Origin of the sequence: Amycolatopsis anabasis (assembly GCF_009765355.1) — a bacterium.
GTDB classification, from domain to species: domain Bacteria; phylum Actinomycetota; class Actinomycetes; order Mycobacteriales; family Pseudonocardiaceae; genus Amycolatopsis; species Amycolatopsis anabasis.
Map to the genome: position 1 here is coordinate 25,590 of NZ_VTHK01000008.1, position 15,552 is coordinate 41,141.

Below are 15,552 nucleotides of genomic sequence, written 5' to 3' on the forward strand. Positions count from 1 at the left end.
CATGTTGGCTACCGTCCGTACCCGGGGGTGCGCACATGTCCGAAGATTCCGACAACCCCGCCGCCGCGCAGGCGCGCGACGCGATGTACGCCCCGGAAGGCACGGTCCACGCCCTCGCCTCCACGGTGCCGGAGCTCCCGGCCGCCAAGGACATCGAAATCGACCCGGACAAGGTGCTCCAGGTCGCCGGCGTGATCGAGAAGCAGGCCAACGCCCTGCAGCACCTGCTCAACCAGCGGCTCGGCCAGCTGCACCTCGACCCGCCGGCCGGGGACGTGGTGTCCAAGTACGCGATCGAGGCGTGGAACGAGCTGGTCGCCGACGGGGAGTCGTCGTACGCCACCCGGGTCCGCAACTACGTCGATGGCCTGCGCACGCTGGCCGACCAGATCCGCGAGGCGTCCCACACCTACCGCGACGACGACGAGGGCAAGGCGGCCGCGTTCAAGGACAGGCGTGTCTACCAGGCCTAAGGCGGCCGCGGCCGGGGTGCTCGCGGTCGCCGTGCTGAGCGGCTGCGGCGTGGCCCAGCAGTCCGGCCGGGCGGCCCCGGACCCCGCCGCCGAGACGAAGCAGACCGGCGAGCTCGCGCTGGCGCAGCGGACCAAGGAGCTCACGCTGCACGGCGTCGATCCGTGCCGGCTGCTCACCGACGCCCAGCTCGACGAGCTCAAGGAGAACGGCCTGCCCGAGCTGGTCGACGCCAAGGACCAGCGCGACGGGCCCACCTGCGCGTTCCGGGTGGACGCGAAGGCGCCGCACTACACGTACTACCTGGAGACGATCACCACCGCGGACCTCCAGGACTGGCTGACCGGTAAGCACAAGAAGTCCAGCATGACCAAGGAACCCGTGAACCTGCCGGGATTCCCGGCGCTGAAGAACTATCGGGCCGGCGAGCGCCCGCAGGACTGCGAGACCCTGGTCGGCGTCGCCCCGGGCCAGACGCTGCGCGCGCAGATGGCGCCCACCACCGAGGGCGCGTTCGACCAGCGGCAGATGTGCGACATGGCGACCCAGGTGGCGTCGATGGCGCTGCAGACCCTCGAAGCCCGGAAGTGAGGACGCAGGACATGACCGGCCAGAACGACTTGGGCGTGGACATCCCGCAACTGGTGCAGAAGATCCGCGATCACCGGTTCGAGGGATACAGCGACAACGCGCTCGCCGACGAGATCGCCGCCTTCCGCAGCGGCGACGGGGTCGGCAGCATCGGCAACGCCGTCGACGCGCTGAAGGCGGTCGCGGGCGCGCTGGCGGACACCGACGACGCGCTGCGCACCGAACTCGGCAAGCTCGGCGTGATCTGGCAGGGCAAGGCGGGGGGCCAGGCCGGCGCGGTGCTCACCGAGCACGCCGGGTTCTCCACCGACGCCAACGCCAAGGTGAACCACTCCGCCGAGATGATCTTCGCGCAGGGCGAGGCGTTCAGCCGGACCCTGCACAAGCTGCCGGACACCGCCGCGCTGCGGACCGGCGAGGGCAGCAAGGGCTACAACCTGCTGGACTCGCTGGTCAGCCTGCTGGGGTTCGAAACCGATCACGCGAAGGCGGTCCGGGCCGGGCAGGCGGCGCGGCAGCAGGCCATCGACGCGCTCAACGGATACGCCAAGGACAGCGGCGACAACCTGGCGTCCACCGAAGCACTGTCCAAACCGGAATCGCTGCAGCTGGTGTCGGCCCCGACCGGCAGCCCGTGGGATCCGGTCGGCACACCGGGCCAGCAGCCCGATGTCCAGGTCCCCGATCCGTCGACCACCGCGTCCTCGACCGACCAGGTCCCCGGCAAGGGGAAGGGCGAACCGATCGAACCGGGGCACACCCGGCCGACCCCGCAGGTGCCGCCGCAGCAGCACCAGCAGCCCGCGCCGGTCGTCATCGGCGGCAAGCAGACCGGGGTCAGCACGCCGCCGCCGCAGCGCACCTCGCCGAGTTCGGCGCCGAGCGTGCCCGCGGCCACCACGCCGCACACCCCGACCACCGGGATCATCAGCGGCCAGCGCCCCGGCGGCGGGCAGCCGGACCAGATCAGGCAACCGTCCCCCGGCATCCCGGGGTTGCCGGGCACCCCGCCCGCGCCCGGCACGCCGCCGATCACCGGCGTGGTCGGCACCCCGCCGCCGGACTCGCAGAGCGGCCGCACCGGCGGCGGTCCGGTGGGCAAGGCTCCCGTCCCGGGCACCGAAGGCGTGGTCGGGCGGGTCGGCGAGCCGCCCCACGGCGGCCGAGGTGGGGGTGGCGGTGACGGCGTGCTCGGCAAGGGCCGGACGTTCGGCGTGGCGCCGCAGGCCCCCGGTGTCGTGCCCACGGCAGGCCCCGGGATCGCCGCGGCGGCGAAGGTCGGTTTCGGCGCCAACGAACTCGGCGCCGGGGCGACCGCGCTCGGCGCGGCCGGCGCTGGTGGCGCGGTGAGCGGGGAGAAGGAACGCCAGGGGCGCGGCTTCGGCAAGGGCGCCCCGGCCGGGAAGCCCGCGCGGCCGTTGCCGATCGGCGACCTGCCGGAGGAAGAGGCGCGGGTGACGCGGCGGTCGGAGAAGCTCAGCCCGCACGCGGGCCAGTCCCAGCGGAGCCTGCTGGAACGCGCCGCGCCGCAGGGCGCCCGGGACGAAGAGGACGCCGAGCACGTGCGCAAATACGGGATCGACGACAAGGACCTCTTCGCCGACCAGCGCATGGTGGCGCCAGACCTGATCGGCGACGACAACGCCGGCGACTTCCGCTAAGGAAAAATCCGAACGTGCCCATGGGTTCCCCCAATGGCAGCCTCGTGCTGTCCGCCCTCGAGTTCGACGTGCTCTGGGAAGCCGAACGACTCCCCGCGCGGCACCCCGCGCTGCAGGTGCCGAGCCCCGGTATGACGCACACCGAGCGCCGCGAACTGGTCGGCCAGGCCTGGGATTCCCTGGCGGCGCGGCGGCTGGCCCGGGGCACCAGGGCCTCCGGTGAGCTGGTCGACATGCTCAACCTGCTCGCCCACCCGAAGGTCAGCATCGACGTCTGGGTGTGGGCCGAACGCGAGATCAAGGGCCTCGCGGTGAGCGTGGGCAGCCAGGCGCTGCTCGGCGTCGTGGACAACGGCGAGGTGTGGCTGATCCCCGCCTGGGACACCTCGCTGCCGGAAGCCGCGGTGTCGGTCGCCGGTGAGCTGGGACCGGGCGTCGGCCATTCGGTCAGCCTGCCCCACGACGTCCTGGTGGCCGCCGACGCCGACGCCCGGGGTGACGCGAAGGCCCTGGTCACCGCGCTGGAGGACCGGCGCGTCCCCCTCGGCGAGGCGCAGGAGATCGCCGGCATGCTGGTCGGCATGGTCGCCCGCGGCCAGTTCGGCGTGGAACGCCTCGGCCGCGACGGCCAGATGCACCGGGCGGGCCGGGTGGTCGCCTTCCACGACACCGATGCGGGCCGCTACCTGTTCCAGTTGGGCCGCAACTCCGACGGCCGCGACTGGGCCACCGTCACCCCCGCCGACAACCACCTGCTTTCCCAGCGAATCTGGGAACTCCTCGAAGAAGTCTGATCCCCTTACGGTTTCGGCAGTTTGGGGATGATCGCCTTCGCCACGGCCTGCGCCTGCTGGCAGATCTGCCCGGCCGTGGCCGCGTCGCCGCTGACCGTGTAGAAGATCCGGACGGTTTCGGCGTCGTCACCGGACTTGCGGTGCAACCATTCGATACCGCACGAGGCGCTGTCCTCGCGATCCTGCTTCAGCTCCTGGAACGCGGGCGTTCCGCCGAGGTCGATCGGGGTGCCGTCGTCGGCATCGGGCTCGCTGCCGCGGTCGGTGTAGAGCGCGAACAGGCCCTTGCTGTCCCAGTCGCATTCGTGCAGGCCGGTCGCCGCCATCTCGGACACCACGCCGATGATCTGCTCCATCGACGCCTTGTCGATGAGCGAGCACGGGTCCACCCGGATCAGCGAGCCGCTGGGCATGTCGTACTCGGGCGGGTTGGCGCGCAGGCGCTTCACGACCTCGGTCAGCGCGGCGCGGGCGGTTTCGCAGCCTTCCCCGGACTGCACCCGGCCGGTCACCGTGATGCCGACCCGCTTCTCGTTGAAGATCGGCACGGTCGCGTCGCAGTTCTTCGGGTCGTCGCGCTTGTCGATGGTGACCGGCAGGCCCTCGATCTGCGCCGGTGGCTCGTCCGAACCACCACCGGTCAGCTCGTCGCCGAGGTTGAGTTCCACCTCGACGTCGTTCGCCGCCGTGTAATCGCATTCGCCCAGGTCGGAGCCGGAATCGGGGGTGAGGTTGCCGAGCGCGGGCACCGAGTCCGCGGGCAGCACCTTGCACGGGTCCACGCGGCGCAGCTTGTCGATGCTCAGCGGATCGGTGGTCGGCGCGGGCGCGCTCGAGGACGCTCCGCTCGCGGGCGACGCCGAACTCGGACTGCCGTCCTTGTTCAGCATGATCACGGTGACCGCGGTGCCGCCGACCAGCACGATCGCCGCGATGATCGCCAGCAGGACCTTGACCGCGGTGTTCGACTGCTTCGCCGGGGGCGGCTGCGGCATGGTCAGGTTCGGCTGGGCCCACGCCTGCGCCTGCACCTGCGGCTGCGGTTCGGGCGCGACCGGACCGTTGAGGACGGCCTGCACCTCGGCCTTCTGCTGGGCGATCTGGCTTTGCACGATCGGTGGCCACAGGTTCGCACCGGGCGACACCGGGCCGAGGAAGTCGAGGATCTGGTCCGGTGTGGGCCGCTGGGCGGGATCCTTGGCCAGGCACGGTTCGGCGAGCTGGCGCACCTCGGGCGGGGCCTGGTCCAGCTCCGGCTGCGAGTGCACGACGTTGTACAGGGTCTGCGGCGCGGAGGCCCCGCTGAACGGGCTGCGCCCGGTGGAGGCCATCACCAGCAGCGCGCCGAGCGAGAAGACGTCGCTGGCCGGGGTCAGCGTCTTGCTCTCGGCCTGCTCCGGGGACATGAACCCGGGCGAACCGATGACCGATCCGGCGTGCGTCAGCTCGATGTCGCCCTCGGTCGCGCGGGCGATGCCGAAGTCGATCACCCGGGGGCCGTCCTCGGTGAGCAGGACGTTGCTGGGTTTGAGGTCGCGGTGGATGAGCCCGACGCGGTGGATCTCGGTCAGCGCGGAGGCGAGCCCGGCGGCGAGGTAGCGGACCGTCGGCACCGGCAGCGGACCCGCGGCGGCGACCGCCTGGTGCAGGGACGGCCCGGCGACGAAGACCGACGCGAGCCAGGGCAGGGGTGCGTCCGGGTCGGCGTCCATCACGGCGGCGGTGTAGGCGCCGGAGACCATCCGGGACGCCTCGACCTCGCGGCGGAAGCGGGTGCGGAAGCCGTCGTCGTTGGCGAACTGCGAATGGACCTGCTTGAGCGCGACCAGTCTGCCGTCCGCGGACACCGCCAGCAGGACCCGGCCCATTCCGCCCTCGCCGAGCGCGGCCAATACTCGATAGCGTCCGACCTGGCGATTCTCGCCCGGATTCAACGGCTTCACGGCACCTCCCAGTCCCGGGTGATGTTACAAAGCGTGCCCGGTCGTCCTACGTCGCACTTCGACGGGTGGTAGTTGCTGCCAATCCGCACACGGGCCGGAGTGGAAGCTTTACAGTATGCGCGGGAACCGTCGGCCGGGTTTGTGCGTCCGACCGGCGGAGACAAGCTTGTGAAGGGGATGACCAGGCGTGCCTGACTACGATCTCGAGTCGATGGAACTGGTGGCCGGCAAGATCGCCGCCATTCACGACAAGTTCCAGGAGTCCAAGGGCAAGATCAAGCGCCTGGAGGGCGGCCACCCCTTCGGTGCGGTCCGCCACCCCGACGAGGATCCGGAACACCCCGACCTCACCAAACCGTCTCCCGCGGACGAGACCGCGAACGCGGTCAACACCTTCACCGACGGCACGCATACCGAATTCGAGGCCGGGGCCCAGCTCATGAAGTCCACCAGCGACGCGCTCACCAAAGCCATCCAGGTGCTGCGCGCGCAGGAAGCCGCGGCGAAGGACAGCGTCACCCTGAAGGACCCGGGCTCCCTGGACATATGAGCACGCGGACCAATTCGAACTCAGTCGTCAAGGGGGCTTCATGGTAAGGGTCGAGATCCCGCAGGCGTGGAATCAGGCGAAGGCCAAGGCGGATCAGGTCAATGACATCAAGCCGGTGGACATCCAGGCGATCGCCGACCAGTTCACCAATGCGTCCAAGGATTCGGCGGACCATGTCGCGCATCTGAATTCGGTGAGCCAGCCGCTCGTCGGCTTGTGGAAGGGGCCCGCCGCCGACCAGTTCTTCGCCGGGGTCCAAGAGGTCGTCAACGCGGGGAAGCGATTCAACGACAAACTGGACGACGTCGCGCGGGAATTCACCCAGCTTCAGCAGGATCTCAATACCGTCAAGGGCGCGATTCAATCCGAGCGCAGCGCCGCCGAAACCGAGATCAATTCCTTCGTCAACACCGCGAACAACCAGACCATTCCGGCGGCCGAGTCGGCGATGGCCGCGCATCAGCGCGACCCGGAGAAGAACAAGGCGCCGGACCCGACGCCCGAGGCCATCGCCAAGGACGCGCAGGGCAAGGCGGACGCGCGCGCGAACGTCGCCAATACGAAGATCGGCAACCTCGTGACCCAGGCCGAGGGTTTCCTCACCAAGGCCGGGAACCTGGCCCGGCAGAAGATCACCGGTGGGTACTCGTCGGTGAAGGGGCCCGGCGGTGGCGGGGGCGGCACTCGGGCCGCACGCAGCTCCGGCGGGCTGCACGCCGGTGGCGGCGGTGGCGGTGGCGGGGGCGGTGGCCTCGGCCCGAGTGGCGGGCCGCCGAGCACCCAGCCGCCCGGCAACGTCGAGGGCTGGATCAAGGAAGCCATCAAGATCCTCCAGGCCAACGGCATCCCGGTGACCGACGCCGACATCGGCAAGATCTGGACGATCATCGAGAAGGAGTCCGGCGGCAACCCCAACGCCATCAACAACTGGGACTCCAACGCGGCGAAGGGCACCCCGTCGAAGGGCCTGATGCAGTGCATCGACCCGACGTTCCAGGCGCACAAGCTGCCCGGCCACGACGACATCTACAACCCGGTCGACAACATCATCGCCGGGGTCCGGTACACGTTCGACCGCTACGGCGGCTTCGCCGGGCACCCGGGCCTGAAGTCGATGGCGGGCGGTGGCGGCTACCAGGGGTACTGATTCGCAGGTGACCAGGGACCGGCGCAGGCTGTCCCGGCGGACCAGTTGGATCGCCGGGGCGGCGGTGGCGGTCGTCGCCGTCGGGGCGTTCGCGTGGACCCAGTTCGGGCCGGGCGGTCTCCGTTCCGACCTCGGCGCGTGCGTCCGGGTCGAAGGCGAGACCCTGGTCAACCAGGCCATCGTCAAGGTCGACTGCGGCTCGCCGCAGGCCGGGCTGCGGATCGCCGCGGTGAGCGAAAGCGGCTGCCCCGAGGGCGACTACAGCTCGGTGCTCCAGCAGACCGGCGAGACGCCGAACGTCACGTCCACGTGGACCTGCCTGGTGCTGAACGGCGACGTGGGCGACTGCTTCCCGCACCCGTCCGAGCGCGCCGAGAAGTTCCGGAAACTCGCCTGCACCGACCCGGCCGCCTACCGGATCACCCGGAAGTTCGACGGGCACTTCGAGGAAACCGGCCGCACCCGGCGCGGTGGCGGAGTCTGCGGCGAAGAGGTGACCGAGAGTTACCGCGACCCTCCGGTCACCTACTGCCTGGCCCCGATCGACTGACCTCGCGAGTCGTCAGGTCGGTCAAGTTCACCGTTACCGCGGCGGGGAACGAGGAGGTGAAGGCTCCGGTGACCTCTTGGTCGACGTGGTAGTCGCCCTCGGTGAGGGTGTACGCAGTCAGCGAGACCGGTTCGTCCAGGTCGATGAGCCAATAAGCGGGGATCCCGGCGTCGGCATACTCGATCGGCTTTACCAGCCGATCGGTGCGAGCCGATCCCGGCGAAATGATCTCAACCGCAACCAGCACCTCGGACGCGTCGATCCGCGCCCGCCCGGAATCCACCGCATGGGAAGTGATGATGGTGACGTCCGGCGCCCGCACGATCGGCGGATCCTGCGCGACCGTGATCTCGATGTCGATGATTGCGGTCAGATCTTTGGGGAGCTGCTCATCGACCCATGACGCTAGACGTTGCACAGCACGTTGGTGAGTGGGCTGCGGCTTGGGTGACACGATCAGCACTCCCTCGACGAGTTCGTAGTGCCGAGAAGTGTCCTCGGGCAGCGCGTCCCATTCGTCGAGGGTCACGAGATGGTCGGGCCAGGGTGCGACCATTACAATCCTTTCCAGCGTCCCTCGGATACGCACGTAGCGTATGTCGTGTCAGCAACATACGACATTCACCAGCAGTGTAGTTTCGCGCGCGCCGTACTCGCCTAGCCTGGGCGGCATGATCGACCCTGCCACCTTCCCCGGCCCCGCCCGGCGCGCCGATGTGCCGCCGTTCCACGTGATGGACGTGCTGTCCGCCGCGCAGGCGCGCCAGCGCAGTCATGGTGACGTCGTGTCGCTGTGCGCCGGGCAGCCCACCGCGGGCGCCCCGGCGCCGGTGCGGGAGGCCGCCGAGAAGGCGTTGCGCGAGCACAACCTCGGCTACACCGTCCAGCTGGGCATCCCGGAACTCCGGGAGGCGATCGCCCGGCACTACGACCGCCGCTACTCGCTCGAGGTCAGCCCGGAAGACGTGATCGTCACGACCGGTTCCTCCGGCGGGTTCCTGCTCTCCTTCCTGTCCGCCTTCGACCCCGGCGACCGGGTCGCGATGGCCCGCCCCGGTTACCCCGCCTACCGCAACCTGCTCACCGCGCTCGGCTGCGAAGTCGTCGAGTTCGCGACCGACGAGACCACCCGGTTCCAGCCGACCACCGAACTGCTCGACCGGCTCGGCCCGATCCGCGGCCTGGTGGTGGCCAGCCCGAGCAATCCGACCGGCACGGTCCTCGACCCCGGTGAGCTGGCGGCGATCGCGGGCTGGTGTTCCACCCGCGGGGTCCAGCTGATCAGCGACGAGATCTACCACGGCATCTCCTACGGCGCCGAACTCGGCTGCGCGTGGCAGAGCTCCCGGGAAGCGCTCGTGCTCGGGTCGTTCTCCAAGTACTTCGCGATGACCGGGTGGCGGCTCGGCTGGATGCTGGTGCCGCAGCGCCTGCACCGGGCGGTGGACGTGCTGACCGGCAACTTCAACATCTGCCCGCCCGCGCTCGCCCAGTACGCGGCGGTCGCGGCCTTCGAGCCCGAGTCCTACGCCGAGCTCGACCGGCATGTCGCGCACTACCGCGCCAACCGGGACGTGCTGCTCGACGGCCTGCGCGACCTCGGCCTGGACCGGGTGGCCCCGGTCGACGGCGCCTTCTACGCCTACGTCGACGTGTCCGCGCACACCGCGGACAGCCTGAGCTGGTGCCAGCGCCTGCTCGCCGACACCGGGGTGGCCATCACGCCGGGGATCGACTTCGACCCGGTGGACGGCGGCAAGTTCGTCCGGTTCTCCTTCGCGGGCGCGACCGCCGAGGTCACCGAGGGCGTGCGCCGCCTGGGGGCCTGGCTGTAGGGGGGAACCCCGAATTGTCCCTGAACGTTGAGCGGACGACGGGTAATTCGGGCGAGCACGTGGGAGCCTGCTAGTAGCGGGCCGGTTGGCCCGGAGGTAACCGGAGGGAAACCATGTTCTGGAAGATCGTCGGAGCGCTGATCGTCGCCTGGCTGGCGTTCATGGTGATCGGGTCCGTGATCGGATTCGTGTTCAAGGCCGTGCTGTGGATCGCGATCATCGGTGGCGCGGTCTTCCTCGGCACCGCGGCCTACGGCGCCATCAAGGGCAAGAGCGAGCACAAGCGCATCCGTTCCTGACCCGGGCCACCATGTCGATTCTGATCGGGCTGCTGTCGGTCCTGCTGACGTTCGCGTTCGTCGGCGCCGGCGGCGCCAAGCTCGCCGGGGTCGAGAACATGACGCGGTCGCTCGGGCACCTCGGGGTGTCGCCCGGGCTGACCCGCGCGATCGGCGGGCTCGAGCTCGCCGCCGCGGCCGGGCTGATCGCCGGGTTCTGGATCACCCCGATCGGTTTCGCCGCGTCCATGGGACTGATGTTGCTGATGGTCGGCGCGGTCGCGCGGCACCTGCGGGCCCGGGACCCGGTCGTGCGCGCCGCGCCCGCGGCGGTGCTCGGGGTGCTGTCCGTGGCGAACGCGGTGTTACTCGCGCTCGCTTAAGGCTTCCTCGGCCGTGCTCGGGCCGAGCCAGCGGTGCGCGCGCAGTCCCACCGCGCGAGCACCGTCCACATTGTACTGTCGATCGTCGAAGAACAGGCAGTCGGCGGGTTTCGCGCCGAGCCGGGAAACCAGGGTCTGGTAGATCGCCGCATCCGGTTTCGCCAGGCCGACGTCGGCCGAGAACAGCCGCACCCGGAAGGGTTTGATCCAGTCCTGCCGCTCGGCGAACCGGGCGAACGACGCCGGCGCGTTCGACAGCAGCGCCAGTGCGGTCCCGGCTTCGGCGAGCGCCTCGAGCAGTTCCGCCGACTCCGGTTCGACGTGCGACCAGCCCTCGATGTCGATCTCGGTGAGAGTGTCCGAAGTGGACTTGCTGACCGGGATGCCGAGCGGTTCGGCGACGGCCCGCCAGTACTCCAGGTCCCCGGCGCCGCGGTCGTAGAAGTCGCGCTGGGCCCAGTAGTGCGGTTCGAACTCCGCGAGTTCCACGCCGAGCGCGGCGGCCAGCCGGGGCAGCGCCGCGGTCCGGCGACTGATCACCTCGCCGTAGTCGAACACGACCCAGTTCACTTCGCGATACCCCCGCTCTTTCGGCGGCTCCGCGCGCGACACGAGCGCGTCGCCGGGGCTTGGCTCACCGAGTTGTCTCCGTCTCCGTTGTGCCAACGCCCCGCCGCCGCGCTCGTGGGGCCTTCGGCCGAGGCGCGCGTGCGGGCCGACTTGGGTGCCGCCCTGATCACTTGGCATTTCCCCCTCGGATGCGGCGCAGCGCCTCGTCGATGTCCTGCGCGGACACGTCCCGGTGCGTCACGAACCGGACCTTCCCGGCCATCGGGCCCGCGAGCACGCCCCATGATGCCAACGATTCCACCGCCACCGCCACGTCCGGAACCCCGGCCAGGACGATGTTCGTCTCCGGGGTGTCCGCCTCCCAGCCGAGTTCGGCGAGCCCGGTGGCGAGCCGCTTCGCCTTCTCGTGTTCGGCGCCGAGATCGTTGACGCGGTCCAGCGCGACCAGGCACGCGGCGGCCAGCACCCCGCCCTGCCGCACCCCGCCGCCGAGCATCTGCCGCATCCGGCGGGCCCTCGCGACGAAGTCCTCGCTGCCGGCCACCACCGAACCGACCGGGGCGCCGAGGGCCTTGCTGAAACACGCGGACACGGTGTCCGCGCCCACGGTCAGCGCCGCCGGTGGCAGGCCGAGGGCGCAGGCGGCGTGCCAGATGCGGGCGCCGTCGAGGTGCACGCGCAGCCCGGCCTGCCGCGCGACGGAGAGCAGCTGGGCGTGCTCGTCCGGCGGGGTGACCGCCCCACCGGCCCAGTTGTGCGTGTTCTCCAGGCACAGCAAGGTGGTGCGCAGCGCGTAGTACGGCGCTCCGGCCCCGCCGATCGCCGCGCTGAGCGTGCCGGGAGCCGGGCGTCCCGGCCCGGCGTCGTGCGGCAGCGGTTCGGGCATGCCACCGGCCAGCCAGGCCGCCGAGCCCAGTTCGTTGAGCAGGACGTGCGCCCCCTTCGGCGCGAGGAACCGGTCGCCGCGCTGCAGGTGCACGCTCAGCGCGATCAGGTTCGCCATCGTGCCGCTCGGGGTCCACAGCGCCGCGGGCATGCCGAGCAGGGCCGCCGCGCGCTGCTCGAGTTCGAGGATGGTCGGATCGATGTCGATGACGTTGTCCGCGACCTCCGCGGACGCCATGGCTCTCCGCATAGTTTCATCCGGCCGGGTGACGGTGTCGGAGCGGAGGTCAATCGTCCGGTTCTCAGCGAAGGTCACGGTTGGATCACATCACATGCCCGGTGTCGCACTCAAACACGCGGGTGCGGGTGGATGGGGCGCGAAGGACGTGCAACCGTAGACGCCGCCCGTTCCGTCCTCACCCTTGAACGCCTCGAGAGCGGAGAGCCAGCCGCGTGGATCAGCGCGACGAGCAGGAGTTCGCGGAGTACTTCGCCGCCCGGCGGGACTCCGTGCGCCGGACCGCGTACATGCTGTGCGGGGACTGGCACCGCGCGGACGACCTCGCGCAGACGGCGTTCGTCGCGCTGCACCGGCGCTGGCGGAAGATCCGGGACCGGTCGGCGACGGACGCCTACCTGCGTAAAACGCTGGTCCGTGCGGTGATCGACGAGTCCCGGCGGCCCTGGCGGCGGGAGCGGCAGACCGAGAGCCTGCCCGAGCCCGACGCCGAGGGTGTCCGGCTCGACGAGCAGGTCGCCACCCGGGCCGACCTGCTGGCCGGGCTGCGGCGCGTGCCGCCGAAGCAGCGCGCGGTGCTGGTGCTCCGGTACTTCGAGGGGCTCGACGTGGCCGGTGTGGCCAGGACGCTGGGCTGCAGCGAGGGAAACGTGAAGAGCCAGACCGCTCGCGGGCTGGCGAACCTGCGGGAAGTGCTGGGCGAGGAGGTGGACACGCATGGATGAGCGGGAACTGGAGACGCTGTTCCGGGAGGCTCCCGGCGAGCCGCCGCCCGCCGGATTCACCGTCACCGACGTCACCAAGGCGTCGGCCCGGGCCGGGATACGCAGCCGGAACCGGGTCCTGGTCGCCGTCAGCTGCGCGGTCGTCCTCCTCGCCGGTGGCGGTTTGACCGGTTTGTTACTCAATGACGGAGTCCTCGAGCAGACGGCGTCCGCGCCGGAGTTTCAAAGTAATGCGGATTCGGGTAATCCCAGGCAACCTGGAGGGGGGACCGGACGTCCTCCGAACGCAGTACCCCAAGAAGGCTTCCCGACCTACTCGCCCAAGCAGGGGGGCGACGGGTCCGGGGAGAACGGCCCTCGGGCCGAAGGCACCCAAGGGTGCGACAAGGTCGACCGGGAGCTCGCCACCGCCCTCGCTGGCGAGCTTCCGGTCACCGGACTGCAGGCTTCCCCGGCGCGATGGTGCGCGCCGGACTGGCGTTCGGCCGCGTTCGAGGTGGCCGATACCGGCCGCGGTGGTGTGATCTCGGCCACCGTGGTCCCGTCCGGGCAGATGATCAAGCCGACCGGGTTGCCGCAGGGCACGCTCGTCGCCGAACGCGCCGCCAAGGGCGGGGGCACGGTTTTCGTCCTCAGCGTTCCGCGCACCGGATCGGTCGATCCGCCGTTTCCGAACGACCTCGATCGGATCGTTACCGCGCTTGCTGCACGCTTCTGAGGGGGCCGAATGGCAGGATGGTCCGCCGTGACCTCTGCAGCGAGTACGCCCAAAGGCGAACGAAGGCGGGCGGCCCTGGTCGAGGCCGCCTCCGCACTGTTGGTCGAAGGTGGCTTCGACGCGGTACGGCACCGCGCCGTCGCCGAACGGGCCAAGCTGCCCCTGGCCTCGACGACGTACTACTTCGACTCGCTGGACGACCTCGTCGCCGCCGCCGTCGAGCACTACTCCCGGTACGAGCTGGCCCAGGGCCGCGAGCGCCTGGAGGAGATCGCGACCCGCAACCGCGGCGTGGGGGCGGTGGTGGACCTGGTGCTGGAGCTGCTGCTGGGCCCCGAGCACGCCGGCCGCGAGGCGGACGCCGAAGCCGTGCTGCTGCGGTACGAGCGGCTGGTGGCCACCGGGCGGCGGCCCTACCTGCGCCCGCTGATGCGCACCCTGGCCGTCGAGCTGAACGACCTGATCTCCGAGATCCTCGCCCGTTCCGGCAAACCGGTCGACGCCGAGGAGCTCAAACGCCTGATCGCGCTGGTCGACGGCGCCGTGGTCGCCGCCCTGGTCGAGGTCGACCCGGAACCGCGGGCCGCCGCCGCCAAGATGCTGCGCGAAGCGCTGAGCTGACTCCGGCGGCGCTGGCGACCGATCCCGGGCTGGCGCTGCCAGCGGGTTAACCTGGCGCGGTGACGCAGAAGCCCCGCATCCCGAACGTGCTCGCCGCCCGCTACGCCTCCGCCGAGCTGGTCGAACTCTGGTCCCCGGAGAACAAGGTCAAGCTGGAGCGCGAGCTCTGGCTGGCCGTGCTGCGGGCCCAGCGCGAGCTGGGCGTCGAGGTGCCGGACGGGGTGGTCGAGGACTACGAGCGGGTGCTGGAGGACGTGGACCTCGCCTCGATCGCCGAGCGGGAGCGGGTCACCCGGCACGACGTGAAGGCGCGGATCGAGGAGTTCAACGCCCTCGCCGGGCACGAGCACGTGCACAAGGGGATGACCTCGCGGGACGTCACCGAGAACGTCGAGCAGCTGCAGCTGCGGCGCTCGCTGGAGCTGGTGCGCGGCCGGGTCGCCGCGGTGCTGGCCCGCCTCGCCGCGCTCGCCGCCGAGCATTCGGACCTGGTCATGGCCGGTCGTTCGCACAACGTGGCCGCGCAGGCGACCACGCTCGGCAAGCGGTTCGCCACCGCGGCCGACGAGCTGCTGGTCGCCTTCGAGCGGCTGGACCAGCTCATCGAGCGGTACCCGCTGCGCGGGATCAAGGGGCCGGTGGGCACCGCGCAGGACATGCTCGACCTCCTCGGCTCGGAGTCCACTTTGGATGAACTGGAGTCCCGGGTCGCGGAGTTCCTCGGGTTCGACCGGCGATTCACCAGCGTCGGCCAGGTCTACCCGCGTTCGCTGGACTTCGACGTGGTCTCGGCCGTGGTCCAGGTCGCCGCCGCACCGGCCAGCCTGGCCAAGACGATCCGGCTGATGGCGGGCCACGAACTGGTGACCGAGGGCTTCCAGCCCGGTCAGGTCGGCTCCTCGGCGATGCCGCACAAGATGAACACCCGCTCCTGCGAACGGGTCAACGGGCTGGCCGTGGTGCTGCGCGGGTACCTGTCGATGGTCGGCGAGCTGGCCGGTGACCAGTGGAACGAGGGCGACGTCTCGGATTCGGTGGTGCGCCGGGTCGCGCTGCCCGACGCGTTCTTCGCGCTCGACGGGTTGCTGGAGACCTTCCTCACGGTGCTCGCCGAGTTCGGCGCGTTCCCCGCGGTCGTGGAGCGCGAATTGGACCGGTACCTGCCGTTCCTGGCCACCACCAAGGTCCTGATGGCGGCGGTGCGGGCCGGGGTCGGCCGGGAGACCGCGCACGAGGCGATCAAGGAGAACGCGGTCGCCGTGGCGCTGGCGATGCGCGAGGGGCAGACCGGGAACGATCTGGTCGACCGGCTCGCCGCCGACGAGCGGCTCCCACTGGACCGCGCCAAGCTCGACGAACTGCTGGCCGACCGGATCTCGTTCACCGGCGTCGCGCCCGCCCAGGTCGACGCGGTGGTCCGGCGGGTGGAGGAAGTCCTCAAGCGGTTCCCCGAGGCCGTGGGGTACGCCCCGGCACCAATTCTCTGATTGGTCTGTGATCAAAGGAACGCAAGGGCGTTCACATGCTGGGACGACGTTACCCGTTCGGGCGATTTCTCTAACGTGAGCGCGGAACCCAGCGCGCCGGGCGGC

General features: G+C 70.6%; 18 protein-coding genes. 14 read left to right on the top strand and 4 right to left on the bottom strand.

Annotated features, from left to right (window positions below):
* The first annotated feature begins 35 nt into the window (after positions 1-35).
* Genes FXO23_RS12605 through FXO23_RS12620 form a run of 4 tightly spaced genes read left to right on the top strand, consistent with a single transcriptional unit; the run spans position 36 to position 3,517 of the window.
* Positions 36-473, top strand: a complete 438-nt coding sequence (locus tag FXO23_RS12605; protein ID WP_246257162.1) for a hypothetical protein — start codon at positions 36-38, stop codon at positions 471-473.
* Positions 457-1,062: a DUF3558 domain-containing protein gene (locus FXO23_RS12610; RefSeq protein ID WP_246257164.1), complete on the top strand. Its 606-nt coding sequence runs from the start codon at positions 457-459 to the stop codon at positions 1,060-1,062. Before FXO23_RS12605 ends, FXO23_RS12610 begins: the two co-directional genes overlap by 17 nt.
* A gap of 11 nt (positions 1,063-1,073) precedes the next feature.
* Positions 1,074-2,723, top strand: coding sequence for a hypothetical protein (locus FXO23_RS12615; protein ID WP_246257166.1), 1,650 nt, complete (start codon positions 1,074-1,076; stop codon positions 2,721-2,723).
* A gap of 20 nt (positions 2,724-2,743) precedes the next feature.
* Positions 2,744-3,517, top strand: coding sequence for an ESX secretion-associated protein EspG (locus FXO23_RS12620; protein WP_158884271.1), 774 nt, complete (start codon positions 2,744-2,746; stop codon positions 3,515-3,517).
* A 5-nt stretch (positions 3,518-3,522) separates the two neighbouring features.
* Here FXO23_RS12620 and FXO23_RS12625 read toward each other — a convergent pair whose 3' ends face one another.
* Positions 3,523-5,460, bottom strand: coding sequence for a serine/threonine-protein kinase (locus tag FXO23_RS12625; RefSeq protein ID WP_158884273.1), 1,938 nt, complete (start codon positions 5,458-5,460; stop codon positions 3,523-3,525).
* Between the two features lie 187 nt (positions 5,461-5,647).
* On the opposite strand from FXO23_RS12625, the gene FXO23_RS12630 reads away from it, so the two are divergent.
* Genes FXO23_RS12630 through FXO23_RS12640 form a run of 3 tightly spaced genes read left to right on the top strand, consistent with a single transcriptional unit; the run spans position 5,648 to position 7,707 of the window.
* The gene (locus tag FXO23_RS12630) at positions 5,648-6,010 is read left to right on the top strand and encodes a hypothetical protein (protein ID WP_158884275.1); all 363 of its coding nucleotides are present in this window, start codon (positions 5,648-5,650) and stop codon (positions 6,008-6,010) included.
* Between the two features lie 40 nt (positions 6,011-6,050).
* On the top strand, positions 6,051-7,157 hold the full coding sequence (locus FXO23_RS12635; protein ID WP_158884277.1) for a transglycosylase SLT domain-containing protein: 1,107 nt from the start codon (positions 6,051-6,053) through the stop codon (positions 7,155-7,157).
* Between the two features lie 7 nt (positions 7,158-7,164).
* Positions 7,165-7,707 (top strand): LppU/SCO3897 family protein, encoded by a 543-nt coding sequence (locus FXO23_RS12640; protein ID WP_158884279.1) that lies wholly within the window; start codon positions 7,165-7,167, stop codon positions 7,705-7,707.
* Here FXO23_RS12640 and FXO23_RS12645 read toward each other — a convergent pair.
* The gene (locus FXO23_RS12645; protein WP_158884281.1) at positions 7,679-8,263 is read right to left on the bottom strand and encodes a Uma2 family endonuclease; all 585 of its coding nucleotides are present in this window, start codon (positions 8,261-8,263) and stop codon (positions 7,679-7,681) included. The genes FXO23_RS12640 and FXO23_RS12645 overlap by 29 nt on opposite strands.
* Before the next feature lie 115 nt (positions 8,264-8,378).
* Between FXO23_RS12645 and FXO23_RS12650 the strand changes: the two genes are divergently transcribed.
* The 3 genes from FXO23_RS12650 to FXO23_RS12660 all read left to right on the top strand — a co-directional run bounded on the left by FXO23_RS12650 (position 8,379) and on the right by FXO23_RS12660 (position 10,203).
* A complete protein-coding gene (locus FXO23_RS12650) occupies positions 8,379-9,542 on the top strand; it encodes an aminotransferase class I/II-fold pyridoxal phosphate-dependent enzyme (RefSeq protein ID WP_158884283.1) in 1,164 nt (387 codons plus the stop codon).
* Between the two features lie 113 nt (positions 9,543-9,655).
* On the top strand, positions 9,656-9,841 hold the full coding sequence (locus FXO23_RS12655) for a hypothetical protein (protein WP_158884285.1): 186 nt from the start codon (positions 9,656-9,658) through the stop codon (positions 9,839-9,841).
* Between the two features lie 11 nt (positions 9,842-9,852).
* The gene (locus FXO23_RS12660) at positions 9,853-10,203 is read left to right on the top strand and encodes a DoxX family protein (RefSeq protein WP_158884287.1); all 351 of its coding nucleotides are present in this window, start codon (positions 9,853-9,855) and stop codon (positions 10,201-10,203) included.
* On the opposite strand, the gene FXO23_RS12665 is transcribed toward FXO23_RS12660, so the two are convergent.
* Both FXO23_RS12665 and FXO23_RS12670 read right to left on the bottom strand, forming a co-directional pair.
* A complete protein-coding gene (locus FXO23_RS12665; RefSeq protein WP_158884289.1) occupies positions 10,186-10,773 on the bottom strand; it encodes an HAD-IA family hydrolase in 588 nt (195 codons plus the stop codon). The two genes, FXO23_RS12660 and FXO23_RS12665, sit on opposite strands and share 18 nt — an antisense overlap.
* Positions 10,774-10,939: 166 nt before the next feature.
* Entirely contained in the window at positions 10,940-11,950 is a 1,011-nt protein-coding gene (locus tag FXO23_RS12670; RefSeq protein WP_281356516.1) for a threonine aldolase family protein, read from the bottom strand.
* 161 nt (positions 11,951-12,111) lie between these two features.
* Between FXO23_RS12670 and FXO23_RS12675 the strand changes: the two genes are divergently transcribed.
* From FXO23_RS12675 to purB, 4 genes are read left to right on the top strand one after another with little or no spacing between them, the layout of a single operon-like run.
* Positions 12,112-12,621: a SigE family RNA polymerase sigma factor gene (locus tag FXO23_RS12675; RefSeq protein WP_158884293.1), complete on the top strand. Its 510-nt coding sequence runs from the start codon at positions 12,112-12,114 to the stop codon at positions 12,619-12,621.
* Positions 12,614-13,339 carry a hypothetical protein gene (locus tag FXO23_RS12680; RefSeq protein WP_158884295.1) on the top strand — a complete coding sequence of 242 codons (726 nt, stop codon included), beginning with the start codon at positions 12,614-12,616 and terminating at the stop codon, positions 13,337-13,339. The genes FXO23_RS12675 and FXO23_RS12680 overlap by 8 nt, the downstream gene beginning before the upstream one ends.
* Positions 13,340-13,366: 27 nt before the next feature.
* Positions 13,367-13,960, top strand: coding sequence for a TetR/AcrR family transcriptional regulator (locus FXO23_RS12685; RefSeq protein WP_179956750.1), 594 nt, complete (start codon positions 13,367-13,369; stop codon positions 13,958-13,960).
* Between the two features lie 59 nt (positions 13,961-14,019).
* Positions 14,020-15,447, top strand: a complete 1,428-nt coding sequence (gene purB, locus FXO23_RS12690) for an adenylosuccinate lyase (RefSeq protein ID WP_158884299.1) — start codon at positions 14,020-14,022, stop codon at positions 15,445-15,447.
* The last annotated feature ends 105 nt before the right edge of the window (positions 15,448-15,552 follow it).